Below are 25,205 nucleotides of genomic sequence, written 5' to 3'. Positions count from 1 at the left end.
CATGCGGGTTGCCAACATCATGCAGCTTGGCATCAAAGAACTGCGCAGTCTGCTGGGCGATCCCATTCTGCTGCTGTTGATCGTGTATGCCTTCAGCTTCGAGGTCTATTCCGCTGCCAAGGCGATGCCTGAAACCCTGCACCGGGCACCGATTGCCATTGTTGACGAGGATCGTTCGCAGCTTTCTATCCGCATTGCTGATGCCTTTATCGCTCCACATTTTGACCTGCCGTCCATGATCACTCGCGCTGAGATGGACAGACGCATGGATAGTGGTCTTGATACCTTTGCTATCAATATTCCTCCTAACTTTCAGCGGGATGTCCTGGCTGGTCGTTCGCCAGCCATTCAGCTGAATGTTGATGCTACCCGGATGAGTCAGGCTTTTACCGGCAGCGGCTACATCCAGTCCATCATTACCACTGAAACAAGCGCTTTTCTGCAAGGCTATCGAGCCGACACCGGCGTGAATGTCGCACTGAACCTGCGGGCACGCTTCAACCCCGAATTGAACCAGTTCTGGTTCGGCTCAGTCATGCAGGTTATCAACAGTGTTACCATGCTCTCCATTATTCTGACCGGCGCGGCCCTGATTCGCGAGCGGGAGCATGGCACGGTGGAGCACCTGCTGGTGATGCCGGTTACCCCGTTCGAGATCATGGCCGGCAAGGTCTGGGCCATGGCGCTGGTGGTACTGACAACCACCGCCTGCTCGCTGATCCTGGTTGTCCAAGGGCTGCTCAGGGTGCCTATTGAGGGTTCCGTCGCCCTCTTTCTGGCAGGCACCGCCTTGCACCTGTTTGCCACCACCTCCCTTGGCATCTTCCTCGGTACGATCGCCCGTTCCATGCCGCAGTTCGGACTGCTGATGATGCTGGTGCTGTTACCGCTCCAAATCCTTTCGGGCAGTACCACTCCTCGCGAGAGCATGCCGGACATTGTCCAGTGGATCATGCTGGCTGCACCGAACACCCATTTTGTGATGTTGGCCCAGGCCATCCTGTACCGTGGTGCAGGGATTACCGTGGTCTGGCCCCAGTTTGCCGCCCTGGGTTTGATCGGGGCGGTCCTGTTTGTCCTCTCATTGGCACGCTTCCGCAAAACCATCGGTACGATGGTGTGAACAGTACAAAATGAGAGGTGGATTCTGTCTGATTATGCCCAAATCCGGGGCGGGGGAAGAGAGATTGTCATGGCAAATTGCCCAGGCCGCAAGAAACGTAATGGTGCCAGCAAAATAGGGCTGGCGCTTGGTAGCGGTTCAGCTCGTGGTTTGGCACATCTTGGTGTAATCCGTGCGTTGGAAGCAACTGGAATCAAGACGGATTTCATCGCCGGGACCAGTATAGGTGCCTTGATCGGCGCGGTCTACGCCTCCGGAAAATTGGACTTGCTGGAAAGTACCTTTCAAAGATTTGACTGGAAGAGGACAGCCTCCGTCTTTGATATTGTCTTTCCCAAATCAGGGTTGATCGACGGAGCAAAAGTAAGTGAACTGGTACGCGCACATATCGATTCGGAAGTAATTGAGTCGTTGGCGATTCCGTTTTGTGCCGTGGCAACTGATATCCAGACCGGTGAAGAGGTCGTTATAGGCCAAGGCGATGTCATAGAGGCAGTGCGCGCCAGCATTTCAGTGCCAGGCATCTTTACTCCGACCCGCAGTAACGGGCGGCTGGTGGTGGATGGTGGGCTTGTTAATCCGGTCCCGGTCAGTGTTGTCCGTGCCATGGGCGCCGATATCGTAATTGCCGTGGATTTGAACCATCAGATCGTTACCGGGAAGAATCTTAAGCCGTTGCTAGCAAACAAGGTAACAGCCGAAGGCAACAGTATGTCAGGGCAAATGTCGCGTTGGATGGATGAATGCCTCTGCTCGATGCATAAATTGAAACAGAAACTACTCGCTCAGGATGCTCCTGCCTCGGGGCAATTCAACAGTTGGCTTTCACCAGAACCTCTTCCGAACATTTTTGAACTATTGTTGGCCTCGGTCAACATCATGGAGACCAGTATTACTGAATACCGTCTTCGGAATGATAAACCTGACATGGTCATTCGTCCTCCGCTGGGAGAGTTCCGTTTCCTGGAGTTCAACCGGGCAGAGGAGATCATCGCCATTGGGTACGAGAGTGCGCGAGAGCAGCTGATGATGCTAAAACGATCAGGGATTATGGATGGCTAGCAGCAAATTACCCAAAGTGGCTATCGCCCTCGGCCTGGTGAGTCTTTGCATGGACCTCTCCTCTGAGATGATCCATAGTCTGCTGCCTATCTTCATGGTGACTGCGCTGGGGGCCAGTGCGCTGTCAGTTGGAATTATTGAGGGGGTTGCCGAGGCTACCGCCGCCATCGCCAAGGTGTTCTCCGGGGTGCTCTCTGACTGGACCGCTCGCAGAAAGCCGTTACTGCTGTTGGGATACGGTCTTGCCACCCTGACCAAGCCGCTCTTCCCGCTTGCAAACGGTATCGGTGCTATACTGACTGCACGTTTCATCGACCGTATCGGCAAGGGGATCCGTGGTGCACCACGCGACGCCCTGATCGCTGACATTACCCCGCAGGAAAGCAGGGGGGCAGCCTACGGCCTGCGTCAGTCGATGGATACCGTGGGAGCCTTTGCCGGACCGTTGTTTGCGGTTGGATTAATGGCAATCAGCCACGACAACTTTCGCTTGGTGTTTTGGGTGGCAGTCGTTCCGGCCCTCGTCTGTGTGCTTCTGATTGCCTTTGGTGTTGAGGAACCGGATACGACGCAGCAGGTTGGTCAGCCTAGCTTCCCGATCAGCCGGGTGAATTTGCGACGCCTGCCAATCCATTTCTGGCGGGTGGTCATATTTGCAGCCGTCCTGACCTTAGCACGCTTTTCCGAGGCGTTTCTGTTACTACGCGCACAGGATTTGGGGATGTCTGTCACCTGGGTGCCGCTGATCTTGATCGTTATGAACATCGTCTACGCCATCAGCGCCTACTCCCTTGGTAAGTTGTCCGACAACTGTAACCGATGCATACTGCTTGCCTGGGGCATCATCTTTCTCATCATGGCCGATCTCATACTCGCCCTTGCCGCTAATGTCTGGGTGGTGGGGATTGGCACGGCACTTTGGGGACTGCATATGGGGGCTACCCAGGGTCTGTTGGCTACACTGGTCTCGGATACCGCTCCTGCTGGCTTGCGCGGCACTGCCTTCGGAATCTTCAATCTGATCAGCGGCATTGCGTTACTTGCTGCCAGCATGATCGCCGGTGTGTTCTGGACTGCAGTAGGCCCACAACTGACTTTTTATGCCGGTGCAGCTTTTTCGTCACTGGCTTTGGCAGCCCTGCTACTTACGGGTTTGAAAAATTTGCCAGCTTAAACGGTACCTCAGGGGTGCTTCAGATGCTGCCAATTTGTATTCTCAGTTTGCCGCACGTTACAAGCAGCACAATACTACACCGCTTTATTGGCGGTACAGTACAAGAGGAACTAACTGCGCTCGATAAGGCCGGTTTGTATTCGGAATGATGTTTGACCGCCTGCAGCAGCAGGCAGAAATGGGGGGAAACCATCATGGTCAATGCTGAAAAGCTGGAAAAATTGGTTCAGGATGCAACCGAGGACGAGATGGCAGCGATTTCCGACAAGGTACGGATGATTGCGCTTCAGATGCTCTCAACCGGTCAGCTGGATTCTGCAGCCCTCAAACAGGTAATCTCTGCAGTGGTGAAAGGCGCCCAAAAGGGGGCCTCCCGTCGTAGTGAGCAGGGGACACAGGCGCTGCAGCAGGCCATGCAGGGGTTGGATGCCGCCTTGGCTGCCGCAGCCGAGGCCACTCAGCTGGCAATCCAGGAGGCCGCTGGCCGCAGTAATGAATTTTCCCGGCAGGGGTTGAAGCAAACGCTGGATGATCTTGCTGCACTGGAATCACTGTTTATTGAAACGCTTGCCGAAGCTGCCAAGAGCACAGTTGGGGCCGCTCAGAGTGGTATGCGCGAGCTGATGGGGCACTTCAGTGCCAGTGGTACGGCTGTGGGGAGCCAGGTTAAAACGGCGCTTGTTCAGCTTGGCAGTGCCGTTGCTGACACGACCCGCGAGCAGGTGGAAGCAGGGGCGGACATTGTGCGTAAGGAGGGTGCCTTGCTTGCCGGACTTGCTGCCGGCATACTCAAGGGGATAGCCGAGCGTCTGCAATCAACACCACCATCCTCACGCCGGGATACGTGATGTTCTGGCAGGCAATCAGTGCGGTGCGTGACCTGGGGCGTTTGCATGATATCGCCAGCGTCCTGATCCGTTATGGCTTTGCTGATCTGGTGCGTAGGATCGGCATGGTTGGTGTGCTGGAACGAGCCGGACATGTCCTGCACTGGGCGGAGTCAAGGGAGCTGGTGCAGCTAGAGCCGCCGGCACGGGTGCGTCGTATCCTTGAGGAGTTGGGTCCGACCTTTGTCAAGCTGGGGCAGATTCTTGCCACCCGTGTTGACCTGTTTGCGCCGGAGTGGATTGCTGAGTTCAGCAAATTGCAGGATGCAGCCCCTGTGTTGCCATTTGACGAGTTGCGGGAACAGCTGACGGAAGACCTGGGGGAACCACCCGAACAGGTTTTTCCGCGCCTGGAGATACAGGCGCTGGCCGCAGCATCACTGGCCCAGGTGCATCGGGCTTGGCTTGTTGATGGAACTGCAGTGGTCCTCAAGGTGCGGCGTCCTGGTATTCGCCCTATTGTTGAGGCTGATCTGCGCCTGCTTGCCCATCTGGCAGAGATTGTAGAGACGGAAGCCCCTAACCTGCGTCGATTCCGGCCCTGTGAGGTGATTCGCCAGTTTACCCTGTCATTGCGTCGTGAGCTGGATTTTTCCGCTGAGGGGCGCAGTGCTGAGCGTATTGCCGCCAACCTGTCCAGCTACCCGGAAATTATCCTGCCTCAGATTCATTGGAGCTGGACCGGTGAGCGGTTGAATGTGCAGGACTACATTGAAGGGATTCCTGGGCGTGATCTGGCAGCCGTGGATACAGCTGGCCTGGACCGCAAGCTGTTGGCACGCAGGGGGGCCACAGCGGTTTTGAAGATGATTCTGGAAGACGGCTTTTTTCATGCCGACCCCCATCCCGGCAATATCTTCTATCTGCCAGGAAACCGGATCGCCTTGATCGATTTCGGTATGACCGGGCGGATATCAGAAGAGCGGCGTTACCAGTTGGCGCTGCTGCTGCATGGTCTTGTCAGTTATGATACGAATGCGGTAGTTGAGGTTCTGCTTGATTGGAGCGGCGGCAGTGAGTCTGGCGCTGATCTGTTGCAGAATGAGATTGATGCCTTTGTTGACCAGTATCACGGGGTGCCACTGAAACAGCTGGATCTCGCTGCCATGCTGTCTGATCTGGTTGCAATCCTGCGGGAGCATGGCTTGACGCTGCCGCCTGATCTGGCACTGATGATCAAGGCCTTCATAACCCTGGAAGGCATGGGCAGCCAGCTTGACCCCAGTTTTGACATGGCCAGTGAGGCAGCCCCGTTTCTTACCCAGGTGTTGCGTACTCATGCCGCACCTGCAAATGTGGCAAGGCGCAGTTGGCGGATGCTTTCCGGCGCTTTGGGGCTGATTGGCGGTTTGCCGCGCGATCTGCGTCAGCTCATCCGGTCAGCAAGGCGTGGCAAACTGCAGATGCAGGTTGAACTGCTGCCGCTGAAACAGTTTGGTGATCAGGTTGACCGGGCCACCAGCCGTCTTGCACTTAGCATTGTGATTGCCGCCCTGATTGTGGGCTCGGCCATTGTGTTGACCATTGAACGTCACACGTTACTGCCCGGCGGCATCTCCTTTGGTCTGTTCAGTTTTATCGGCGCCATTATTGGCGGTATCTGGCTCTTGTTCTCAATCTGGCGCAGTGGCAGAAAACGTTCGCCTTGAATCTGACAAGATTCTTTTGGTGTCGCTTGCTGCTCATTCTCCATTTGCGGCTGTGGTGAACTTGCACTATACTTCCGGCACTTGTAACGGCCGTGCTCCAGGGAGGACAGTATGTCGCAGAACACTATCTATTTGATCGGGTCAGGGATTGCCGGCTGTGAGGGCTTAAGTGCCAGGGCGCTGGAGGCGATAGCGTCGGCAGAGGTGCTGGTGGGGAGACGGCGTCACCTCGACCGTTTTCCCGAGTTTGCCGGGCAGAAGATGGAGTTGGGGGAATTGCCGCCTTTGCTGGCCTTCCTGCAGTCCACGGACAAACCGGTGGCGGTACTGGCCACCGGTGACCCCAACTTCTTTGGTACCGGCCGCTTTCTGTTGCGCAACCTGCCCAAGGAGCGGCTTGAGATCTTTGCCAATGTGACCAGTATGCAGTACGCCTTTGCCCGGATCAAGGAGCCGTGGGACGATGCTATCTTTCTCTCGGTTCAGGGGCGCGGCATGGGACCTTCCCTTGACAAGATTGTTGCTGCTGAAAAGGCCTGTGTGCTGACTGACGAGATCAATACCCCGGCTGCCATTGCCCGTGAGCTGATCAGCCGAGGTGCTGAAGGGTATGAGGCCTGGGTCTGTGAAGATCTGGGCATGCCGACCGAAAAATTCACCCGTACCACCATCAAGGGGTTGTTGACCCTGCAGCATTCCGAGCTGAACATCCTGATCCTGATTCGCATCTATGAGCCCAACCTGACTCAATACCCGTTGATCGGCGTTGATGATGAGGAGTTTGCCTCAATCAAGAAGTTGTTTACCCGTCAGGAGGTGCGGGCCGTCACCCTGGCCAAACTCAAGCTGCAGAACGATCTGGTGGTCTGGGATATCGGTGCCGGTTCTGGCTCCATATCAATCGAGGCCTCAAATCTGCTGCCCAACGGCAAGTTGTTTGCTGTGGAAAAGAACAGTCATTATGTGCAGTTGTTGAAGCAGAACCTGGATAAGTTCTGTGCCCGCAACGTCAAGCTGGTGGAGGCCTATGCCCCGGACGGGCTGGATGACCTGCCGGACCCGGACCGGGTCTTTATCGGCGGGGCAGGTGGCAACCTGGAAGAGATCATTGAACAGGTTGACCGGCGTCTGAAAATGGATGGTATCATTGTCATTAATGCCGTGACCCTCGATACGCTGACCAAGAGCATTGAGGCGCTTGAGTACCACGGCTATCAGGTGGAAGTGGCCTGTATCAACGTCTCCCGTACCCGCCCCCTGACTGAGTTCAAGATGTTTGAGGCCCATGACCCGGTCTACGTCATCTCTGCCTGGAAGACGGAATCGCATTAAAGACTATTGCTGGAGTTTACCATGCCCGATGCGCTGATCATGCGTACCCCTTCTGCCTATGACTATCCGCTATTGATCAAGAATCTGCTGTTCTGCCCGGTGGTAGATGCGCCGGAACAGGAAATTGTCTACCGCAATCATCGCTTCAGCTATCGCGACCTGCGGCAGCGGGTGGCGAAACTGGCCAATGCCCTGACCTCCCTCGGCGTCAAGCCGGGTGATACCGTGGCGGTGATGGACTGGGATTCCCACCGTTACCTGGAATGCTTCTTTGCCGTGCCGATGATCGGTGCCGTACTGCACACCATCAACGTCAGGCTCTCGCCGGAGCAGATCCTCTACACCATTGACCATGCCGAAGATGACGTGCTGCTGGTCAACAGTGAGTTTCTGCCGATTCTGGAGCAGATCCGCGGCAGGATGGATACGGTCAAGAGCTTTGTACTGCTGAATGATGAACCGGCTGTGCCTGAAAGCCACATCCCCTTTGCCGGTGAATACGAGGCGTTGCTGGCAGCAGCCTCAGATCAGTTCAGCTTTGCGGATTTTGATGAGAATACCCGCGCCACCACCTTTTACACCACCGGTACCACCGGCATGCCAAAGGGGGTCTACTTCAGTCATCGCCAGCTGGTGCTGCACACCCTGGGGGTGCTTGCGGTGCTGGGATCGTCGGTCAGCCACGGCGGCTTCAACCGCCAGGATGTCTACATGCCGATCACCCCGATGTTCCATGTCCATGCCTGGGGGCTGCCGTACGTGGCCACCATGCTGGGGGTCAAACAGGTCTACCCTGGCCGCTATCTGCCGGATCACCTGCTGGAGCTGATTGACAGGGAAAAGGTCACCTTCTCCCACTGCGTCCCCACCATCCTACATATGCTGTTGAAACATCCCCATGCCGGAAGGATGGACCTGTCCGGCTGGAAGGTGATTATCGGCGGGGCAGCCATGTCGCGGGCACTCTGTCTTGATGCCCTGCAGCGCGGGATTGATCTCTTTACCGGCTACGGCATGTCCGAGACCTGCCCGATCCTGACCATCTCGCATCTGACCCCTGAGATGCTGGAACTTTCCGCTGAGGAACAGGCGGTTATCCGCTGCAAGACCGGCCGTGCGCTGCCGCTGGTGGACCTGAAAATTGTGGATAGCACCCGGCAGGAGCAGCCCCGTGACGGCAAGAGCGCCGGCGAGATCGTGGTGCGGGCTCCCTGGCTGACCCAGGGCTACCTCAAGGATCACAAGGCCTCGGAACGGCTCTGGGAGGGCGGCTACCTGCATACCGGCGATGTGGCGGTGCGTGATGAAGCGGGGTACGTGCGAATTACCGATCGGACCAAGGATGTGCTGAAGGTATCGGGGGAGTGGGTCTCGTCACTGGAGCTGGAGGATATCATTGCCCACCACCCCGGCGTGGCCGAGGTGGCGGTGATCGGTCAGCCGGATGAGAAATGGGGGGAGCGCCCGCTGGCCCTGGTGGTGGCCAAGCCTGATAATGCAGTGACTGAGAAGGAACTGACCCATCTGGTGCGGGAATATGCCGATAAAGGGGTGGTCACCAAGCAGGTGGTGCTCTTGAAGGTCAAGCTGGTTGAGGCGATCGACAAGACCAGCGTGGGGAAGGTCAACAAGGTGGCGCTGCGGGAGAAGTATTTGTAAAGGAACGGTCTTTTTTCGCCCTGGCTTCGTCAACCTGCGGCATGGCTTGTGCGACGTACTGTTCTGTACGCCTCCGCGCCATGCCTTGCTTGCCGCACCCAGAACGAAAAAATCGTCGTTCCTGATTTTGTGATGGATTTTACATCTCCAATATCACCGGCAGCACCATCGGGCGGCGCTCAATACTCTTCTTGAAGAACCGTTTCAGGGTCTGACGTACGATCTGGCGCACCTCATCCCGGTCAGCCAGGAATTCAACGCTCAACTCTTTCAGGGCCTCCCGGACCATCTCCCTGGCGGTCTGCAGGTAGGCCTGGCTTTCATCCTCAAACACAAAGCCCCGTGAGACGATCTCCGGGCCGTAGATGAATTCGCCGGTGTGCTGGTTGACCCCCAGGATCACCAGTACCATGCCATCCTCAGAGAGGTGGCGTCGGTCCTTCAGCACCACCTCGCCCACATCGCCAACCCCTTTGCCATCCACAAAGACCCGGCCGGTCTCCACGGTTTCTTCAATGCAGGCGGTATCATTGTAGAAACTGACCACCTCGCCGTTGACCGCCAGCAGGCAGCGTTCTTCCGGTATCCCCACCTTCATGGCCAGACGGCGGTGCAACACCAGGTGGCGGTACTCGCCGTGGATCGGCAGAAAAAAGCGGGGCCGGGTGATGTTCATCATCAGCTTCAGCTCTTCCTGGCTGGCGTGGCCGGAGACATGCACCTCGGAGACCTTTTCGTGGTGCACGTCGGCGCCACGGCGGTAGAGGTGGTTGATCAGCTCCGAGATGGTCCGTTCGTTGCCGGGGATGTAACGGGAGGAGAGGATGACGGTGTCACCCTTTTCCAGCTTGATCTGTTTGTGGTCATCCATGGCGATCCGGGAGAGGGCCGAGAGCGGTTCCCCCTGGCTGCCGGTGGTGATCATGCAGACCTGTTCGCGGGGGATGTGGGGCAGTTCGCGAATGTCCATCAACAGGTCGTCATTGATCTTCAGGTAGCCCAGCTGGCGGGCGATCCTGACGTTGGCGATCATGGAACGCCCGTTCAACAGGACCTTGCGGCCACTGGCAGCAGCCACGTCGGCCACCTGCTGGACGCGATGGATGTTGCTGGAAAAGGCAGCCACAATGATCCTGCCCTTGCATTTGGGGAACAGGTCGGACAGGGCCTCCCCGACATAACGCTCAGAGATGGTGTACCCTTCGCGCTCCACATTGGTAGAGTCGGACAGCAACGCCAGGACGCCCTGCTCGCCGTAGCGGGCAAAGGTGGCCAGATCGGTTACCTCGCCATCCACCGGGGTCTGATCAAGCTTGAAGTCGCCGGTATGGATCACCACCCCTTCCGGTGAGCGGATCGCCAGGGCGCAGCCATCCACCACCGAGTGGGCGACCCGGATGAATTCGACCTGAAAGCAGCCCAGGGTGACGGTGTCGCGGGGCTGAACCGGATTCAGGTCTGCCTCGACCTTGTATTCCAGCAGCTTGCCTTCCAGAATGCCCAGGGTCAGGGCGGTGCCGTAGATCGGGGCCGGAAATTCACGCAGCAGGAACGGCAGGGCGCCGATATGATCCTCATGGCCATGGGTCAAGATGATCCCGCGCAGCTTATCAGGCCGTTCCCTCAACCAGCTGAAATCAGGGATGACATAATCCACACCCGGCATGTCGGCATCGGGGAACATCAGGCCGGCATCCACCAGGATCAGGTCGTCACCGTACTCGTAGGCCATGCAGTTAATGCCGATTTCACCCAGGCCGCCCAATGCCACTATCCGCAACGGTGTATTCGAACGGGGAGCAGCGTTGGCTTCGTCAGAGGCTTCTCGACGTACTGCTTTGTACGCCTGCGTCGCCTCTTCCTTGCCGCCTTGCTCGCCGCCCGAGTACACCATTGCCGTTTCTTTATTGTCAGAATTCATGGTCGATTTCCTTTGCGCAGCGGTACCAGTGCCGCAATCTTTTTATCGCAGCGGCTGATCCAGTCTGTGCCGGGTTGTCGCAGCCAGCGTACGCCGTAGAAGGCGCTGCGCAATGAACGGTAGGCCGCCAGCGCCTGGTCAAGATCGCCCCGTTGTTCGGCAGCCTCGGCCATGGCCCAGATACGTGCCGCAGATGCTTCAACGCGCTCAGAGAACGGGAGGTACATCCTGATGGCGGACTCGTAGCCGGTCAGGGCCACCATGAAGTTGCCGGCTTTTTCGCCCTTGCGCCCTTCAAGGTACTGGCTCTTCTGGCGGTAGTTGATGTTGACAACCAGCAGAATCAGGCTCAGCAGCAGGGCGATCAGGATGGTAATCAGGGGGCGGGCCATCGTTTACTCCTGGAAAAAACGGGGCAGAAAGGTGAGCAGCGCCCCCAGCAGCAGCATGACAACCCCCAGCAGGGCCAGCAGACTGGGTAGCAGGTTGCGGGGCGAGGGCCAGCGGTGGGCAGCCGGCAGGCTCCAGCTGAGGGCAGCCAGACCGGCCAGGACCAGCAGCAGGTACTGAGGCCCCTTCATGGCAGCCCGCCTGTAATGGCGGTATGGACCTGCTGCATCAACAGCTCTTCCGCCTCCGCCCGCTTCAGGCCTGCTGGCAGGGTGATCGGGGCATGGATCTTGAGCCGGACCGGCCGTCCGAGATTCAGCCCCAGGCTGCCGCCGGGATTGATGGCAAAGCTGCCCACGATACTGACCGGCACCACCGGTACACCGGCCTTGACTGCCAACAGGAAACCACCCCGTTTGAACGGCAGTAACCGTCCATCTCTGGTGCGGGTCCCCTCCGGAAAGATGATGACGCTGGTGCCGCTTCTGATCTGCTGGGCCGCCTCATCCATGCTTTTCAGCGCCTTGCGGCCATCGCCGCGATCCAGGGCGATATAGCCGCCCCGCCGCATGGACCAGCCAAAGACCGGAATCGAGAAGAGCTCTTTTTTGGCGATCCAGGACAACGGGCGGGGGAAATAGCCTTGCATGGCCAGGATATCAAAGTTGCTGGCATGGTTGCTCATGACGATGATCGGGCCGTCAGGGAGCTGTTCTCCGCCACTGACCGTTACGTTGATACCGGCCATGGCGATCCCCAGGCGTCCCCAGAAACGGGCAAACCATGCGTAATAGCTGCGTTCAATAAGCGTCGACAGGATTGCAACCGCAGCAATCAGGAAGGTCAGGGGGAAAAAAACAGCCATATAAAGCAAGCCACGAATCAGCGCCACAGTACCACCCCTTGAAAAATCTGCGTGAGTTTAGCTATTTTAATGCATCAGGTCAAGCAGCGCCCGCTTTACCTTGCACCCCTCTCATGGCGATGCTATAACGTCCTTCCACACAGACCAAGAAATCAGGAGGAATCCTATGGCCAGTCTTAATAAGGTAATGCTGATCGGAAATTTGGGGAAAGACCCTGAGGTGCGCTACACCACCTCAGGTCAGGCAGTGGCAAGTTTTAACCTGGCCACCAGCGAGAAGTTCAAGAACAAGAGCGGTGACTGGGAAGAGCGGACCGAATGGCACCGGGTGACTCTGTGGGGAAAACTGGCTGAAATTGCCGGTGAATATCTTGCCAAGGGCAAGACCGTCTATATTGAGGGGCGTTTGCAGACCCGCAAGTGGACTGACCGTGACGGCAATGATAAATATACCACCGAGATCGTCGGTGACCGGATGCAGATGCTGAGCGGCAAGGGGGATGGCGGTGGCGCTGGCGGCGGTGCCCGTCGTCCGGCAGCTGGTGGTGTGGCCGATACCACGGTCAGCTATGACGAACCGCCCTTCCAGGACGACGATATCCCGTTCTAGGTTTTTCTTGAAGACTAGTGGCGCTTAAAGGGCATACAACATCGGTTGTATGCCCTTTTGCGTGATGTCAGGTGCTTGATGGTCTGGCTGTCCCGCTGGTCAGGTAGGTGAGCAGCTGTTCCAGCAAGGCTGCTGCTCCACTGAAATAGGATGCCGGGGTGGCTGCAATCTGTGGTGCCGTTGCCACGTACGGTTCTGTCGGCAGGTCTCCGGTGCTGGCCAGAAAGGCGTTGATGACCTCAGGGGTGGCCTCGGGATGAAACTGGAGCCCGATGACCCTCTCCCCCAACTGAAAGGCCTGATGTTCGCAGCCAACGCTGCGCGCCAGGTGTGCGGCGCCTGAAGGCAGGTCAAAGGTCTCGCCGTGCCAGTGAAGTACCATGGATTGCTCGGGAAACGGGAAGAGATCCGTTGCCGCTGGTGCAACTGCGGTCACCGGAAACCAGCCGATCTCACGACAGTGGTTCGGGTAAATTCTGGCACCCAGGGCACTGGCAATCATCTGGGCGCCGAGGCAGATCCCCAGAATGGCACTGCCCTGCGACACGGCTTGACGCACCAGGGCCTTTTCCGATACCAGCCAGGGCAGTTGTTCCTCATCGTTGACGCTCATGGGGCCACCCATGATGATCAGCAGATCGATCCCATCAAGAACAGGCATGGTGGTATCTGGCTCATACCAGCGGGTAACGCTGATCTCTGCTCCCTGGCGCTGCAGCCAGGTCTCGATGCTTCCCAACCCTTCTGCTGGATCGTGCTGAAAGTAATGTGCTCTCATCTGCTCTCCCTGTTACGGAACCTTGCTTCCCAGATAGTTTTTCCAGCCGCCGAACGAGGTAATCTCCTGGGCCTGTTCAACCGCAGCCGCCTCCACCAGAAAACAGGTCACACTACTGCCATCCTCCAGCATGACCTTGCCGAGTCCCAACGGCGCCGGGATACTGGCCAGCAACTGTCCCAGACCGGCTGCCGGCAACTCCCAGACCTCCAGGTCGATGGCAGCCCCGCCAGATCGGCTGTAGAGCAGACCCGGTTTGGGTGGCTCAGTCTCCAAGGCAAAGAAACGGTAACTGGGGGCGGTACGGGCCTCACGGACAAACCGGCCGCCAAGTTCAAGCAACTGCCGGTTCAAGGGCAGGCCGCGCAGGTGGGCGCCACAGACTGCCACCTGCAGTGGTTGCTGGTCATCCAGCGAACTGAATCTAGCCGCAAGTGAAAGCAGATAGTTGTCACTGAAGGCCGGAGCAGCCAGGGTAATCCCGAACGGCAGACCGGCCGGGGTAAAACCTGCCGGTACTGCCAGGGCAGCCAGATCCAGCAGGTTCATGAAATTGGTGTAGTAGCCGAGATTGCTGTTCAGGCTGATCGGATCAGCCTCCACCTCGGCAATGCGATAGATCGTGCCGGCAGTGGGGGTGACCAGCAGGTCGATCATGTCCCAGACCGCGGCTGTCTCCCTGCGCAGGGCCTGCAGGCGGTACTCTGCCTGAAATGCCGCCACTGCCGTGGGGGTGATCCCCTTGCTGATGATCGCGTGGGTCACAGGAACAAAGGCAGCAGCGTTGTTCTCGATAAAGCCCTGCAGCGCAGCATACCGTTCAGCTACCCAGGGGCCTTCATACAGCAGCCTGGCTGCTTCACGGAACGGGGTGAAGTCAATCTCCAGCTTTTTACCCCCCATCTGTTCCAGTCTGGCAACCGCCTTTTCAAAGAGCGCTGCATAGTGCTCATTGCCAAAAAAGGCCAGATCCGCTGCGCTGGGCACACCAAAGGTAAAGCAGTGCCTTGGCACCTGTTGTGAGCTAATGGCTGGCCGGGAGAACGGGTCCTGCTCATCAAAACCTTGGGCAACCTCCAGGACCAGTGTGGCATCGGCAATGGTTGCGGCAAAGATGGAAACGCAGTCCAGGCTGCGGCAGGCAGGGACAACACCCGCGGTGCTGAGCAGTCCTTTGGTGGGCTTGACCCCGACCAGGTTGCAGAAGGCCGCCGGGACACGCCCTGAACCGGCGGTGTCGGTCCCCAGCGAGAAACAGACCTCCTGGTTTGCCACGGTCACGGCAGAGCCGGAGCTGGAGCCGCCCGGGATATGTTCGCTGCTGTAGGGGTTGCGGGCCGTGCCGTAGGGGCTGCGTGTTCCCACCAGGCCGGTGGCGAATTGATCCATGTTGGTCTTGCCAATCGGGATGGCACCGGCATCCAGCAGCCGCTGCACCACAAACGCCGACTGTTGCGGGGTATAGGCATACTCTGGGCACGCTGCCGTTGTCGGCACCCCGGCCAGATCAATGTTGTCCTTGATGGCAAAGGGGATGCCGTAGAGCGGCAGGCTGTCAGGCGAACAGCCAGTCAGGCGGTCGGCATAGACATACAGCTCTTCACGGGAGAGCAGGTAAATCCAGCTGTTGGAATCGCTGTTGGCGGCAATGGTGGCCAGGACACGGTCAACCAGCCTATGGGGGGTCAGTGATCCGTCACGATACTGTTGCTGTAGTGATCTGATCTGCATGGTCTGCTCCTCTAATCCGGCCTGATACTCAGCAGGTTCCGCCCACCATTCAGGTAGGTGCCTTCTCCGCAGAAAAGCTGTGCCACCACACCACTGCAGGTGGCCAGCACTGCGGTCTCCATCTTCATGCTTTCCATGATCACCACGCAGTCCCCTTCCGCAACCCGTTCGCCCGGCTGGACCACGATCTTCCAGACCACCCCGGAGACCGGTGAGGCAACCGCCTCACAGCCAACAGCCAGCTCCTCCTCTTCGGTCACCTCTTGGCAATCAGCGCTTTCCGAGACAAAGTGGGCCTGTCCGGTTGCCTCCCAGTGCTGGCGTTCAGCCTCAAAGGCCGTGGCCTGACGTCCCTTGGCAGCAGCGATCTCGTCTGCGTGCTGGGCAAGGAAGGCGTGGTAGTCCCGCAGGGAGAGCGAGGTCTCTTCTATCCGCAGGCTGCAGGTGCCGTTGATGAAGTCGCGCCGCATCTGCAGCAGTTCGTCATGGGATACCGGATAAAAGCGGAGCTGGTCAAAGTGACGCAGCAGCCACGGCTTGCCTGCTTCAAACTGGCTGGTCTGGCGATAACGGTTCCACATCTGCACGGTACGGCCGACAAACTGGTAGCCGCCCGGTCCCTCCATGCCGTAGACACAGAGGTAGGCACCGCCGATGCCGACCGCATTTTCCGGTGTCCAGGTGCGGGCCGGGTTGTACTTGGTAGTCACCAGCCGCTGGCGGGGGTCCAGCGGGGTGGCAACCGGGGCCCCCAGGTAGACATCGCCCAGCCCCATCACCAGATAGCTGGCGTTGAAGAGGATATCCTGTACCTCCTGGATGTTCTCCAGGCCGTTGATACGGCGGATGAATTCGATGTTGCTCGGGCACCAGGGGGCATCCGGGCGCACCGACTGGGTATATTTTTCGATGGCCAGGCGGGTGGAGGGGTCATCCCAGCTCAAGGGGAGATGCACGATCCGGCTTGGCACCACCAGGTCCTCGATTGAAGGGATCGCCTCCTCGGCCTGCTGCAGGAGCGACAGCAACTCAGCCAGGGGCAGCAGCCGGTTATCATAGTGCACCTGCAGCGAGCGGATGCCCGGTGTCAGGTCCAGGATGCCGTTGGTGATCCTGCTGCGCAGCCATTCGATCAGGGCATGGGCGCGGAAACGGTAGTTGAGATCGATCCGGGGCTCGCCGTACTCAATCAGCAGGTATTTATCGCCGGAGCGGCGGTAGACCACGCCGGGCCGTTCCCCCACAGCCGGCAGTGTCGCAACGATCGGTCCGGTTGCCGCAGTTGCTGCGTCCCCTTCCAGGGAGAGCACCGGTTGTGGTTGCAGGGTCTGCAGCACCAGATCCTGCTGCTGCTCAAGGCGTTCGGCATCCTGCTGCGAGATCCTGCGAAAACAGACCCGGTCGCCGGGACGGAGTTGCCCCATCTTCCAGAGCTCTGCCTGGACAATCGTGGCCGGGCAGACAAACCCGCCCAGGCTCGGGCCGTCCGGTCCGAGGATGATCGGCATGTCGCCGGTAAAGTCAATCGTGCCGATGGCATAGGCGTTGTCATGGATATTGGAGGGGTGCAGTCCGGCCTCGCCGCCATCCTGGCGGGCCCAGTCCGGTTTTGGTCCGATCAGCCGCACGCCGGTGCGGGCCGAGTTGTAATGGACCTCCCAGTCGGTACTGAAAAAGGTGGCGATGTCGCTCTCGGTAAAGAAGTCCGGCGCACCGTGGGGGCCGTACAGGACGCCGATCTCCCAGCGCGTTGCCAGTGACGGACGCAGTGCCTCCGCCAGCGGCGCTTCAAGGACGGTTTCGCTGCCGGGTAAGAAACGCAGCACATCACCGGCCAGCAGTGCGCGGCCGCCATGGCCGCCGAACTCTCCCAGGGTAAAGGTGGCCTTGCTGCCCAGATAGTCCGGGACATCAAAGCCGCCTTGAATGCAGAGATAGCTGCGTTGTCCGGCCCCGACAATGGCCCCCAGTTTCAGGACGGCGCCCTGTGCAACCGGCACGGCCTGCCAGTAGGGGACCGCTGAGCCGTCCAGGGTGGCCTGCATGGTGGCCCCGGTCAGACAGATGGTGGTGGCAGCGTTGAATTTGAGGGTTGGACCGGTAATGGTCAGCTCCAGTCCGGCAGCATCCTCCGGATTGCCCAACAGGCGGTTGCCCAGCCGGAAACTGAGATGATCCATCGGCCCGGAAGGCGGCACACCAACCTCCCAGTAGCCGGTGCGACCGGGATAATCCTGTATGGTGCTGCTGGTGCCCGGTGTCAGCACATCAATGGTCCGGGCCTGGTAGGTGAGCGTCTCCAGCATCTTGGTATAGACCGAGCCGCTGATAAAACGCGGGTCAGCACAGATCTGGCGCAGATAGGCCAGGTTGGTCTCAATGCCGGCCAAACGGGTTTCAGCCAGGGCAGCTGCAAGCTTTCGCAGCACCTCGGCCCGGTCCTTGCCGGTCACAATCAGTTTGGCCAGTAGCGGATCGTAGTAGGCGGTAACGGCGGTGCCCCGCTCGATCCAGCCATCACAGCGAACATCGGCCGGAAAAAAGACATCGGTCAGGATGCCTGAGCAGGGCTGGAAGTTCTTACCCGGATCTTCGGCATAGACCCGCACCTGCATGGCACAGCCGTTCGCCTGCGGTGCGCAGGCAGACAGGGGGGGCAGTTCACCGCAGGCCTGGCGGATCATCCATTCCACCAGATCAATACCATGCACCTCTTCCGTTACCGTATGTTCAACCTGCAGGCGGGTGTTGACCTCCAGGAAGTAAAAGGCGCCGCTCTCGGCATCAACAACGAACTCCACCGTGCCTGCCGAGGCATAGCAAGCGGTTGCTGCCAGCCGCTGCGCGGCAGTACAGAGGGCCGTTGTCTGCTCTGGCGACAGGCCGGGGGCAGGCGTCTCTTCAATCACCTTCTGGTTGCGGCGCTGGACCGAGCAATCCCGTGTCCCCAGGGTGATGGCCGTGCCCTGGCCATCACCGAAGATCTGCACCTCGACATGGCGCGCCCGGGCCACATATTTTTCCAGAAACAGGCCGCATTCCTTGAAGTTGTTGCGGGCCAGGCGTTCAATGCCGGCAAAGGAGGTCAGCAACTCCTCCTCATCGCGGCAGAGCGCCATGCCGATACCGCCTCCGCCGGCCGTGCTTTTCAGCATGACCGGATAGCCGATCCTGGCTGCCTGGGCCACGGCATGATTCTCATCTCCCAGGATGCCGCTGCCGGGCAGCAATGGCACGTTACACTGTTCTGCCAGCTCCCGCGCCCGGTGCTTCAGGCCAAAGGCGCGCATGCTTTCCGCAGACGGACCGATAAAGACAATCCCGTGACTGGCGCACTGCTCGGCAAACTCAGGGTTTTCACTCAGGAACCCATAGCCGGGATGGATGGCTTGGGCGCCGGATGCCAGCGCGGCCTGTATGATCTTGTCGATATTGAGATAGCTGGCTGCAGGTGCCGGATCACCCAGGCAACAGGCCTCGTCTGCCTCAATGGCATGGCGGGCATTGACATCGGCCTCGGAATAGACGGCAACGGATCTGATCCCCATGCTACGCAGGGTCCGGATGATCCGGCAGGCGATTTCGCCGCGATTGGCTATGAGCACTTTAGTGAACATGGAGGGGGTCCTTGGATCAGTCCCAGATCAGCAGCCTGACCGGGGTTGGATTATAGGCATTACAGGGATTGTTGAGCTGCGGACAGTTGGAGATCAGGCAAATGACATCCATTTCTGCGCGCATTTCAACATATTTGCCCGGTTCTGAGATCCCGTCGGCAAAGGTGGATTTTCCCTCCGGCGAGATCGGGACATTCATGAAGAAGTTGATGTTGTGGGTGATCTCCCGCTTGTCCATGCCTTGGCCCCACTGCAGCAGCCCCTGCATGAAGGTGTCGCGGCAGTTATGCATGTAGCGGGTTTCCCGTGGGTAACGCACCGAGTTGCTCTCGGCTGAGCAACCGCCGCCCAGGGTGTCGTGGCGGCCACAGGTGTCGGCGGTGATCACCAGCATGGTGTTGCCTTCGGATGACAACAGCGGTGACCCGGTTGAGAGATAGACATTGCCCTGTTCACGGATGGTGTCCACGGCGCTGTAACGCTCGCTGTAGTCGTGGGCATTGTAAAAAAGGGTATCCACGGCCTGATTGCCTTCCAGGTCGATAATCCTGAAGGTCTGGCCTTTTTGTATCAGGTGCATCCAGTGCTCCCCTGCCGGCAGGACGGTTTCATACACCGCCTGACGGGGATCCAGCGGACTTTCCTGTAATGGTGTCATGCTCATGGCAGATTCCTTTCGCTTCGCTGGCTGCGGGCTTAGAGATGGTACTCGATGGTGTTCATGAACCCGCGCTGGTTTTGGGCACAGAAGCTGCGGCAGGGGTTCTGCTCCGGTGCGATGCCGGAGTTCCAGACCGTCAGCTTGACCGGCCCTGGCCCGTAGTCCGGTCGCGGGTCCATCGGATGGGGGCAGCTGCAGAGTACAACCAGCGTATCCATCTCGGCCTGCAGGTCGACGTAGCTGCCGGCAGGAGAGTTTCCCGTGATGAACGCAAGGTCACCGGCGGTATCAACGGCGATCTTGGTGAAAAAATTGACCGGCGCGATCAGGTCGCGTTTGCCCATGCCATGCTTGGCCAGTTCCAGCAGCAGGGCGTCAAAGCCGTTACGATAATAGCTATTTCTGGCACTTTGATAGGGGCTTGAACCATACTTGCGCTGGTTGGTTGCGGCATTGGAGAGCCCGCTGATGGTGTCGTGCCAGCCGCAGCCGTCATCAATGATCGAGACCAGAATCCTGCCCATGTCTGAGTAGCAGACGTTTCCTTTGCTGATGCAGGAGATAAACTGGGCCTTGAGGGTATCCGGCATGTTGTAGCGTTCAGTGGTATTGTGGGCGTTATAGAACAGGGCTGACAGGTTGGCCCCTCCCTCTATATCAGTCAGGCGTAGTGCCGTTCCCCGTTTAAGGATCAGCGAACGGTTCCAGCCGCCAGGCATGATCTCTTCGAAGAGGATGGTATCGGGTGTCACGGTCATGGCAGTATCTCCTGTTTTTGTCTTCTGCGGGCATGGAGTTGCGGCAGGGTGGCGCCGGTGAGGGTCAGTTTGCCGGTTTCTACCCCTTTGCAGGCCACCAGTTCTTGCACCATTTCACGCAGGCGATAGACCGGCCCCTGCACGATGAAGACCTCCATGCGGTAATTGCTTTCCAGCATGACATTGAGTGAACTGACCACCTCCTTGAGGTAGATACGCTGAATATCCGCCAGCCGCTGCTGGATCTGGTTGCGGGATTCGTCATAAAAGATCGTGATGCTGCCGGCCATGACCTCCCGCTGGTTGAGCTTTTCGCGACGGGAGATAAGGGCATCCCGCAGCATTTCGGCAACCGCATTGCTCCGGTTGGGGAAGCTGCTGGAGGCGGTGGCCTGGTCAAGTTCTTCAGCCAGTGCCTCCGGTAACGCAATGCAGATCCGTTTCACGCCCTGTGTTTTTTTCATGATCATCTGATTCCTTTTTTTGAACTGGTATGAATAATTTAATTATTCGTAATACTTTATACCAAAAAAAGAGCTCGGTTAGTAGACGTCATCACCGATCTGGGTCATTCTGACGACGGGCAACATCTCCTCGGTTGCAGACGGGGGATGGATCAGCTCCTCAAGTCTCTTTTTGGTTGCCAGAAATTCCTGGGAAAGAAACTGGGCCGGGGTGCGTGGATGCTCGATCGGCACCTCGATAATCTCCTGGAGCTCACCAGGGTTTGCCTTGAGCACCAGAATCCGGTCAGAAAGGTAGATCGCCTCGTCAAGGTCATGGGTAATAAAGACAATCGTGACATCCACGTTTTTCCAGATCTGAAGCAGATAGGATTGCATCTTGGCCCGGGTCTGGGCATCCAGGGCGCCGAACGGTTCATCCATCAGCAGGATACGTGGCCGGTTAGCCAGGGCCCGGGCAATGGCCACCCGTTGTTTCATGCCGCCGGAGAGCTCATGGGGATAGGAGTCGGCAAACGCAGCCAGTCCCACCATCTCGATCCAGCCCCGTGCCTCCTGTTCAATGGTGATCCCGGCAATCCCGCGGGTGCTGCTTGAGACTTCCAGGCCAAACATGACATTCTTCAGGACGGTCAGCCAGGGAAAGAGGGTGTAGCCCTGAAAGACCATGCCGCGGTCCGGTCCGGGGCCGGTTACTTCGCGGTCATCCAGCAGGATCTGACCTGAGGTGTGCTCTTCCAGGCCGGCCAGGATCCTGATCAGGGTTGACTTGCCGCAGCCGGATGGGCCGATGATACTGATAAATTCACGGCGATGGACCTGAAAGGAAAGGTCGTGGAGTGCCTGCACCTTTCCTTTGACGCTGTCAAAGGTCTTGCCAAGGTTGTTGACCTTGAGGACCACCGGCCGTGTTGCAATGCGCTGGAAACGGGCTCTGACTTCCGGGCTCTGATCGCGGTAGCTTGGTAGTGTCACGTCATGGATGGTCATGGCGCCTCCTGCGAAAGTTCCGGCTTGGGCCTGGGTGAGCTGTAGACGGTCCGTAGTCTGGACAGGATGCTCTTCTTGCCGCTTTTCCAGGTAAAGAGCTGCGATCCGATCCAGGCCAGGAAAAGATCGGTGGTCAGGCCGATGATGCCGATCATGATGATGGCGGCATAGACGTTGTCATAGATGCGATACTTGGCCTGCTGGTTGATGAACCAGGTAATGCCGGTACTGTTGCCCACCACCTCTGCCACGATCAGATAGGTCCAGGCCCAGCCGAGCAGGATGCGCATGTCGCGGTAGACATCGGGCAGGATGCCGGGGATGACCACCCGGGTGAAAAGCTTGAATCCGCGTGCCCCCAGGGTCTGGGCTGCCTCAAGCAGGGCGGGGTCCAGCCGCTGGGTGGTGTTTGAGATCATCAGGACCTGTTGGAAAAAGGTGCCGATGACAATAATGGCAACCTTGGGCCCGTCGTAGATCCCCAGTACTGCCACCGCCAGTGCGGCAAATGCCGGTGCCGGCAGGTAGCGGAAAAACTCAATAAACGGGTCGGTCAGGTATGAGAACAGCCGGTAGGTTCCGCCAACGATACCAAGCGGGACGGCAAGCAGTGACGAGATCAGGAAACCCCAGAGAATAATCTTGATGCTGTGACCAAGGCTCTGGTGCAGCCATGGCTCATCAGGGAGCCGGGGCGGTGTGACGAATGCCTTGTAAAAGCTGACCGCAACCTCATGGGGTGCCGGCAGGTAGACCGGATTAGTCGGCACCCCGGAGGCTGGTTGACGGTGCTCTTCCACGGCTTTGGCATTTTCCCGGAAAAAGGCCCGCTTTTCTATCAGGGCATCAACCCTGAAATGGGCGATGCTTCCCGGTTCGGTGACTCGCACCATCGGATGCCAGACAGCAGGGCAGTAGCTGACTACCGACCAGACCAGCAGCGGGATGATGAAGGAGCAGATCTGGAAAACCCGACGACGGGTGGGGTCCAGCTCTTTCCAGATGATAAAGTACCGTGCGCGTGCCATGGAAGTGTCCCTTGCTTTCTACTTCAGGTTTGCAACAAGCGAGGCATCAATGTAGTCAGCCGGGTTCTGGGGCTTGTCATAGACCTTGTTGGCGATGTTGAAGTCATCGGCATTCTTGCTGGAACCGTAGAGAGAGGTGAGGGAGGCGGACTGCTTAAAGGCCTCTTGCGCTTCTGCCAGGGACAGGAAGCGGGTCCCTTTCATATAGGTGGCATATTCGGCTGCCGGGACATTGACGCGGGCTGACATGATCTGCAGGACTTCCTTCTCATTGGCCGGGTTCTTCATATAATCAATGATCCGGTACCAGACTTTGACCACCTTCTGCCAATCCTCCTTGCGATCTGACAGGCTTTGGGGGTCAACCACCAGGGCATCGTAGATCAGGCCGGGGGCGTTGGCACTGGTATAGATCGCCTTGGCGCCGTTGACCGCCTTAAGGGCCTGGCCGGAGTTCGGCTGCCAGGCGGCAATGGCGTCAACATCACCGGATGCCAGGGTTTGTGCTGTCTGATGGGTCGGGGTGTTGATCAGGGTGACATCTTCAGGTTTCATGCCGTTCTGCTTCAGGGCGTGGTTCAACATCAGGTGCTCCAGCAGCCCCACCTCAAGCGCCACCTTTTTCCCTTTCAGATCCTTGATGGACTTGATGCCGGGACGGGCGATGATCATGTCATTGCCGTTGCTGTAATCGTTGATCAGAATCATGGTCCCTTTTTTGCCTTTGGCTCCGTTCACCAGCGTATCGCCGTTGGACATGGCCACCGCGTCAACCTTGCCGGCAACAAAGGCGTCCATGGAAGGGGCATACTCAAACCACTGGAACTGGGCATCAACCCCGGCTTCTTTGAAGAAGCCTTTCTGGATGCCGATCTCCCAGGCAACCCAGCCGGGCCAATCGCTGTACGCGATCTTCAACGGGCCCTTTGCCTGTGCCGCAGGTTTTGCCTGCGTACCTTCCTTGCCTGCCGGTTTGCAGGCAGCCAGGGTCAAAGCTGACAGGGCAATCACCAGCAACAGACCAAACAGATGCTTTACTCTCATTGCAACCTCCTTAATCGGGTAGTGGATCAATCCGAATCACCGCCATAAAACAAAAGGATTGCACCTGGCCGGGACACATTTGATCGTGTTTCCGGGCGAAGCAAGCAATGTGCCAGAGTAATACTTTTTTTGTGATTAGTATTATAGATGCGCTGGCTACAGCCGTTTAGGCAGATAATAGTCCGGTATGCTTGACTGCCAGATGCCGACTTGGTAGGTGCAAACAGGCTTTTCAGGTGCTGTTGTGCTTAAATATTGAGCTTTGGAGCCGGTTTTTTAGGCTTGCAGCTGCTGGTGAAATGGCACACAGTTTGTTGGAACTGATCTGTTCGCTTGTCCCGGAAAAACTGAAGTGATATTAATTGTGCTGTCTAGCGGAATAGAATAGCAACGTGTACAAAATCAGTGTCCGGGGGAAGCCATGTTTGAGACTCAATACAATGAAGAGATGGAGGCAGAGGCCAGACGTACCGAAGCGGCTCAGGCAGCAGGCAACATGAGGGTGGGATTTGTCGGGCTCGGAATTATGGGTGGCGCCATGGCCAATAACCTTCAAAAAGCCGGTTACGCACTGACGGTCTGGAACCGTGATCTGAGCAAAACAGACCAACTGGTGGCAGGCGGGGCCGGGCGTGCAGCCTCTCCGCGGGAAGTGGCTGAAAAGTCGGATATGGTGATCAGCATGATGGCCGACCCTGCTGCAGTAGCTGCTGTACGTGACGGTGAACAGGGTATCATTGCCGGACTCAGGCCGGGTAGCGGATATCTCGACATGTCAACCGTGGATACGGAAACAACGCTGGCTTCTGCACAGTATGCCCATCAATGCTCTGCCCTGTTTTTGGAGGCACCGGTGGCCGGTAGCCGGAAGCCTGCAGAGGATGGCACCTTGACGATTATGGCGGCCGGTGACCGGGCGCTGTATGACAAGGCGCTGCCGTTGCTTGAAAAAATGGGTAAGAAAATACTGTATCTGGGGGAGGCGGGGAGTGCCGCACGGATGAAACTGGCCAACAATCTGGTCATGGGCGGCATGTTGACCGCCTTTTGCGAAGGAATGGCGCTGGCGATCAAGACCGGTCTTGACCCTGTCCAGTTCCTGGATGTGCTGGATTCAGGCGCCATGTCAAATCCCATGTTTCGGATGAAGGGTGCCGCTGTGGTGGAGAACGCAGAGTTCCCGGTGGCCTTCCCGCTTAAGCATATGCAAAAGGATCTTCGCCTGGCCCTGCAGCTTGCAGAAAAGGCAGGTCAGCCGCTGTTTGCCACGGCAACGGTCAATGAGCTGTTTAAAAAGGCCCTGGCCGCCGGTTTGGGGGAAGTTGATTTTGCCGCTGTCAATCGAGTCATCAGAGGATAGGATTGAGTACCGGCGTTGGATTGAAGAATCAGGCCAGAGTACCGTAGATGCGCCTCAAGATCATGGCAGCACATGCAGTCAGGTCAGCACGTTGCTGACGCC

The 25,205-nt window shown here is 58.1% G+C and carries 22 protein-coding genes; 9 read left to right on the top strand and 13 right to left on the bottom strand.

The annotated features are described in order from the left end of the window. Position 1: 1 nt before the first annotated feature. From FY034_RS16055 to FY034_RS16025, 7 genes are all read left to right on the top strand, one after another. The gene (locus tag FY034_RS16055) at positions 2-1,123 is read left to right on the top strand and encodes an ABC transporter permease (protein ID WP_265552343.1); all 1,122 of its coding nucleotides are present in this window, start codon (positions 2-4) and stop codon (positions 1,121-1,123) included. Between the two features lie 69 nt (positions 1,124-1,192). Continuing rightward, entirely contained in the window at positions 1,193-2,185 is a 993-nt protein-coding gene (locus tag FY034_RS16050) for a patatin-like phospholipase family protein (RefSeq protein ID WP_265552342.1), read from the top strand. Beyond that, positions 2,178-3,359 (top strand): MFS transporter, encoded by a 1,182-nt coding sequence (locus FY034_RS16045; RefSeq protein WP_265552341.1) that lies wholly within the window; start codon positions 2,178-2,180, stop codon positions 3,357-3,359. Before FY034_RS16050 ends, FY034_RS16045 begins: the two co-directional genes overlap by 8 nt. Positions 3,360-3,553: 194 nt before the next feature. Next, a complete protein-coding gene (locus FY034_RS16040) occupies positions 3,554-4,207 on the top strand; it encodes a DUF6781 family protein (RefSeq protein ID WP_265552339.1) in 654 nt (217 codons plus the stop codon). Next, positions 4,207-5,895 (top strand): ABC1 kinase family protein, encoded by a 1,689-nt coding sequence (locus FY034_RS16035; protein WP_265552337.1) that lies wholly within the window; start codon positions 4,207-4,209, stop codon positions 5,893-5,895. The genes FY034_RS16040 and FY034_RS16035 overlap by 1 nt, the downstream gene beginning before the upstream one ends. Positions 5,896-6,006: 111 nt before the next feature. Then, positions 6,007-7,227 carry a precorrin-6y C5,15-methyltransferase (decarboxylating) subunit CbiE gene (cbiE, locus tag FY034_RS16030; protein ID WP_265552335.1) on the top strand — a complete coding sequence of 407 codons (1,221 nt, stop codon included), beginning with the start codon at positions 6,007-6,009 and terminating at the stop codon, positions 7,225-7,227. A 21-nt stretch (positions 7,228-7,248) separates the two neighbouring features. Further along, positions 7,249-8,886: a fatty acid--CoA ligase gene (locus FY034_RS16025; protein ID WP_265552333.1), complete on the top strand. Its 1,638-nt coding sequence runs from the start codon at positions 7,249-7,251 to the stop codon at positions 8,884-8,886. 139 nt (positions 8,887-9,025) lie between these two features. Here FY034_RS16025 and FY034_RS16020 read toward each other — a convergent pair whose 3' ends face one another. From FY034_RS16020 to FY034_RS16005, 4 genes are read right to left on the bottom strand one after another with little or no spacing between them, the layout of a single operon-like run. Continuing rightward, positions 9,026-10,807: a ribonuclease J gene (locus FY034_RS16020; RefSeq protein WP_265552331.1), complete on the bottom strand. Its 1,782-nt coding sequence runs from the start codon at positions 10,805-10,807 to the stop codon at positions 9,026-9,028. Next, positions 10,804-11,199 carry a hypothetical protein gene (locus tag FY034_RS16015; RefSeq protein WP_265552329.1) on the bottom strand — a complete coding sequence of 132 codons (396 nt, stop codon included), beginning with the start codon at positions 11,197-11,199 and terminating at the stop codon, positions 10,804-10,806. The genes FY034_RS16020 and FY034_RS16015 overlap by 4 nt, the downstream gene beginning before the upstream one ends. A gap of 3 nt (positions 11,200-11,202) precedes the next feature. Further along, the gene (locus tag FY034_RS16010; protein ID WP_265552327.1) at positions 11,203-11,388 is read right to left on the bottom strand and encodes a hypothetical protein; all 186 of its coding nucleotides are present in this window, start codon (positions 11,386-11,388) and stop codon (positions 11,203-11,205) included. Continuing rightward, positions 11,385-12,089, bottom strand: a complete 705-nt coding sequence (locus FY034_RS16005; RefSeq protein ID WP_265552325.1) for a lysophospholipid acyltransferase family protein — start codon at positions 12,087-12,089, stop codon at positions 11,385-11,387. The genes FY034_RS16010 and FY034_RS16005 overlap by 4 nt, the downstream gene beginning before the upstream one ends. Positions 12,090-12,228: 139 nt before the next feature. Between FY034_RS16005 and FY034_RS16000 the strand changes: the two genes are divergently transcribed. After that, entirely contained in the window at positions 12,229-12,672 is a 444-nt protein-coding gene (locus FY034_RS16000) for a single-stranded DNA-binding protein (RefSeq protein ID WP_265552323.1), read from the top strand. A 67-nt stretch (positions 12,673-12,739) separates the two neighbouring features. On the opposite strand, the gene FY034_RS15995 is transcribed toward FY034_RS16000, so the two are convergent. From FY034_RS15995 to FY034_RS15955, 9 genes are all read right to left on the bottom strand, one after another. Beyond that, complete coding sequence (locus FY034_RS15995; RefSeq protein WP_265552321.1) at positions 12,740-13,450, bottom strand: type 1 glutamine amidotransferase; 711 nt, start codon at positions 13,448-13,450, stop codon at positions 12,740-12,742. Positions 13,451-13,462: 12 nt separating this feature from the next. Next, entirely contained in the window at positions 13,463-15,181 is a 1,719-nt protein-coding gene (gene atzF / locus FY034_RS15990; RefSeq protein ID WP_265552318.1) for an allophanate hydrolase, read from the bottom strand. Positions 15,182-15,192: 11 nt separating this feature from the next. Beyond that, a complete protein-coding gene (uca, locus tag FY034_RS15985; RefSeq protein WP_265552317.1) occupies positions 15,193-18,798 on the bottom strand; it encodes an urea carboxylase in 3,606 nt (1,201 codons plus the stop codon). Positions 18,799-18,814: 16 nt separating this feature from the next. Beyond that, on the bottom strand, positions 18,815-19,462 hold the full coding sequence (locus tag FY034_RS15980) for an urea amidolyase associated protein UAAP2 (protein WP_265552315.1): 648 nt from the start codon (positions 19,460-19,462) through the stop codon (positions 18,815-18,817). A 32-nt stretch (positions 19,463-19,494) separates the two neighbouring features. Continuing rightward, positions 19,495-20,217: an urea amidolyase associated protein UAAP1 gene (locus FY034_RS15975; RefSeq protein ID WP_265552313.1), complete on the bottom strand. Its 723-nt coding sequence runs from the start codon at positions 20,215-20,217 to the stop codon at positions 19,495-19,497. After that, positions 20,214-20,681, bottom strand: coding sequence for a CopG family ribbon-helix-helix protein (locus FY034_RS15970; RefSeq protein WP_265552311.1), 468 nt, complete (start codon positions 20,679-20,681; stop codon positions 20,214-20,216). The genes FY034_RS15975 and FY034_RS15970 overlap by 4 nt, the downstream gene beginning before the upstream one ends. A 78-nt stretch (positions 20,682-20,759) precedes the next feature. Next, positions 20,760-21,671 carry an ABC transporter ATP-binding protein gene (locus tag FY034_RS15965; protein WP_265552309.1) on the bottom strand — a complete coding sequence of 304 codons (912 nt, stop codon included), beginning with the start codon at positions 21,669-21,671 and terminating at the stop codon, positions 20,760-20,762. Then, a complete protein-coding gene (locus FY034_RS15960) occupies positions 21,668-22,699 on the bottom strand; it encodes an ABC transporter permease (RefSeq protein WP_265552307.1) in 1,032 nt (343 codons plus the stop codon). Before FY034_RS15960 ends, FY034_RS15965 begins: the two co-directional genes overlap by 4 nt. An 18-nt stretch (positions 22,700-22,717) precedes the next feature. Then, positions 22,718-23,743, bottom strand: coding sequence for an ABC transporter substrate-binding protein (locus tag FY034_RS15955; protein ID WP_265552305.1), 1,026 nt, complete (start codon positions 23,741-23,743; stop codon positions 22,718-22,720). Positions 23,744-24,164: 421 nt separating this feature from the next. On the opposite strand from FY034_RS15955, the gene FY034_RS15950 reads away from it, so the two are divergent. Beyond that, positions 24,165-25,103 carry an NAD(P)-dependent oxidoreductase gene (locus FY034_RS15950; protein ID WP_265552302.1) on the top strand — a complete coding sequence of 313 codons (939 nt, stop codon included), beginning with the start codon at positions 24,165-24,167 and terminating at the stop codon, positions 25,101-25,103. The last annotated feature ends 102 nt before the right edge of the window (positions 25,104-25,205 follow it).

The sequence above is a fragment of the Trichlorobacter lovleyi genome (assembly GCF_015239775.1).
Taxonomy (GTDB): Bacteria; Desulfobacterota; Desulfuromonadia; order Geobacterales; family Pseudopelobacteraceae; genus Trichlorobacter; species Trichlorobacter lovleyi_B.
The sequence above is the reverse complement of the archived record's forward strand: the minus strand, read 5'-3'. Positions and strand labels throughout refer to the sequence as shown.

Bases quoted from the DNA above. Each gene is read 5' to 3' on its own strand.
- FY034_RS16010 (WP_265552327.1), bottom strand. From the start codon at position 11,388: ATGAAGGGGCCTCAGTACCTGCTGCTGGTCCTGGCCGGTCTGGCTGCC.
- FY034_RS15960 (WP_265552307.1), bottom strand. From the start codon at position 22,699: ATGGCACGCGCACGGTACTTTATCATCTGGAAAGAGCTGGACCCCACC.
- FY034_RS16055 (WP_265552343.1), top strand. From the start codon at position 2: ATGCGGGTTGCCAACATCATGCAGCTTGGCATCAAAGAACTGCGCAGT.
- FY034_RS16000 (WP_265552323.1), top strand. From the start codon at position 12,229: ATGGCCAGTCTTAATAAGGTAATGCTGATCGGAAATTTGGGGAAAGAC.
- atzF (WP_265552318.1), bottom strand. From the start codon at position 15,181: ATGCAGATCAGATCACTACAGCAACAGTATCGTGACGGATCACTGACC.
- FY034_RS15980 (WP_265552315.1), bottom strand. From the start codon at position 19,462: ATGAGCATGACACCATTACAGGAAAGTCCGCTGGATCCCCGTCAGGCG.
- FY034_RS16015 (WP_265552329.1), bottom strand. From the start codon at position 11,199: ATGGCCCGCCCCCTGATTACCATCCTGATCGCCCTGCTGCTGAGCCTG.
- FY034_RS15950 (WP_265552302.1), top strand. From the start codon at position 24,165: ATGTTTGAGACTCAATACAATGAAGAGATGGAGGCAGAGGCCAGACGT.
- uca (WP_265552317.1), bottom strand. From the start codon at position 18,798: ATGTTCACTAAAGTGCTCATAGCCAATCGCGGCGAAATCGCCTGCCGG.
- FY034_RS15995 (WP_265552321.1), bottom strand. From the start codon at position 13,450: ATGAGAGCACATTACTTTCAGCACGATCCAGCAGAAGGGTTGGGAAGC.
- cbiE (WP_265552335.1), top strand. From the start codon at position 6,007: ATGTCGCAGAACACTATCTATTTGATCGGGTCAGGGATTGCCGGCTGT.
- FY034_RS16050 (WP_265552342.1), top strand. From the start codon at position 1,193: ATGGCAAATTGCCCAGGCCGCAAGAAACGTAATGGTGCCAGCAAAATA.
- FY034_RS15965 (WP_265552309.1), bottom strand. From the start codon at position 21,671: ATGACCATCCATGACGTGACACTACCAAGCTACCGCGATCAGAGCCCG.
- FY034_RS15970 (WP_265552311.1), bottom strand. From the start codon at position 20,681: ATGAAAAAAACACAGGGCGTGAAACGGATCTGCATTGCGTTACCGGAG.
- FY034_RS16020 (WP_265552331.1), bottom strand. From the start codon at position 10,807: ATGAATTCTGACAATAAAGAAACGGCAATGGTGTACTCGGGCGGCGAG.
- FY034_RS16035 (WP_265552337.1), top strand. From the start codon at position 4,207: ATGTTCTGGCAGGCAATCAGTGCGGTGCGTGACCTGGGGCGTTTGCAT.
- FY034_RS16045 (WP_265552341.1), top strand. From the start codon at position 2,178: ATGGCTAGCAGCAAATTACCCAAAGTGGCTATCGCCCTCGGCCTGGTG.
- FY034_RS15975 (WP_265552313.1), bottom strand. From the start codon at position 20,217: ATGACCGTGACACCCGATACCATCCTCTTCGAAGAGATCATGCCTGGC.
- FY034_RS16025 (WP_265552333.1), top strand. From the start codon at position 7,249: ATGCCCGATGCGCTGATCATGCGTACCCCTTCTGCCTATGACTATCCG.
- FY034_RS16040 (WP_265552339.1), top strand. From the start codon at position 3,554: ATGGTCAATGCTGAAAAGCTGGAAAAATTGGTTCAGGATGCAACCGAG.
- FY034_RS15955 (WP_265552305.1), bottom strand. From the start codon at position 23,743: ATGAGAGTAAAGCATCTGTTTGGTCTGTTGCTGGTGATTGCCCTGTCA.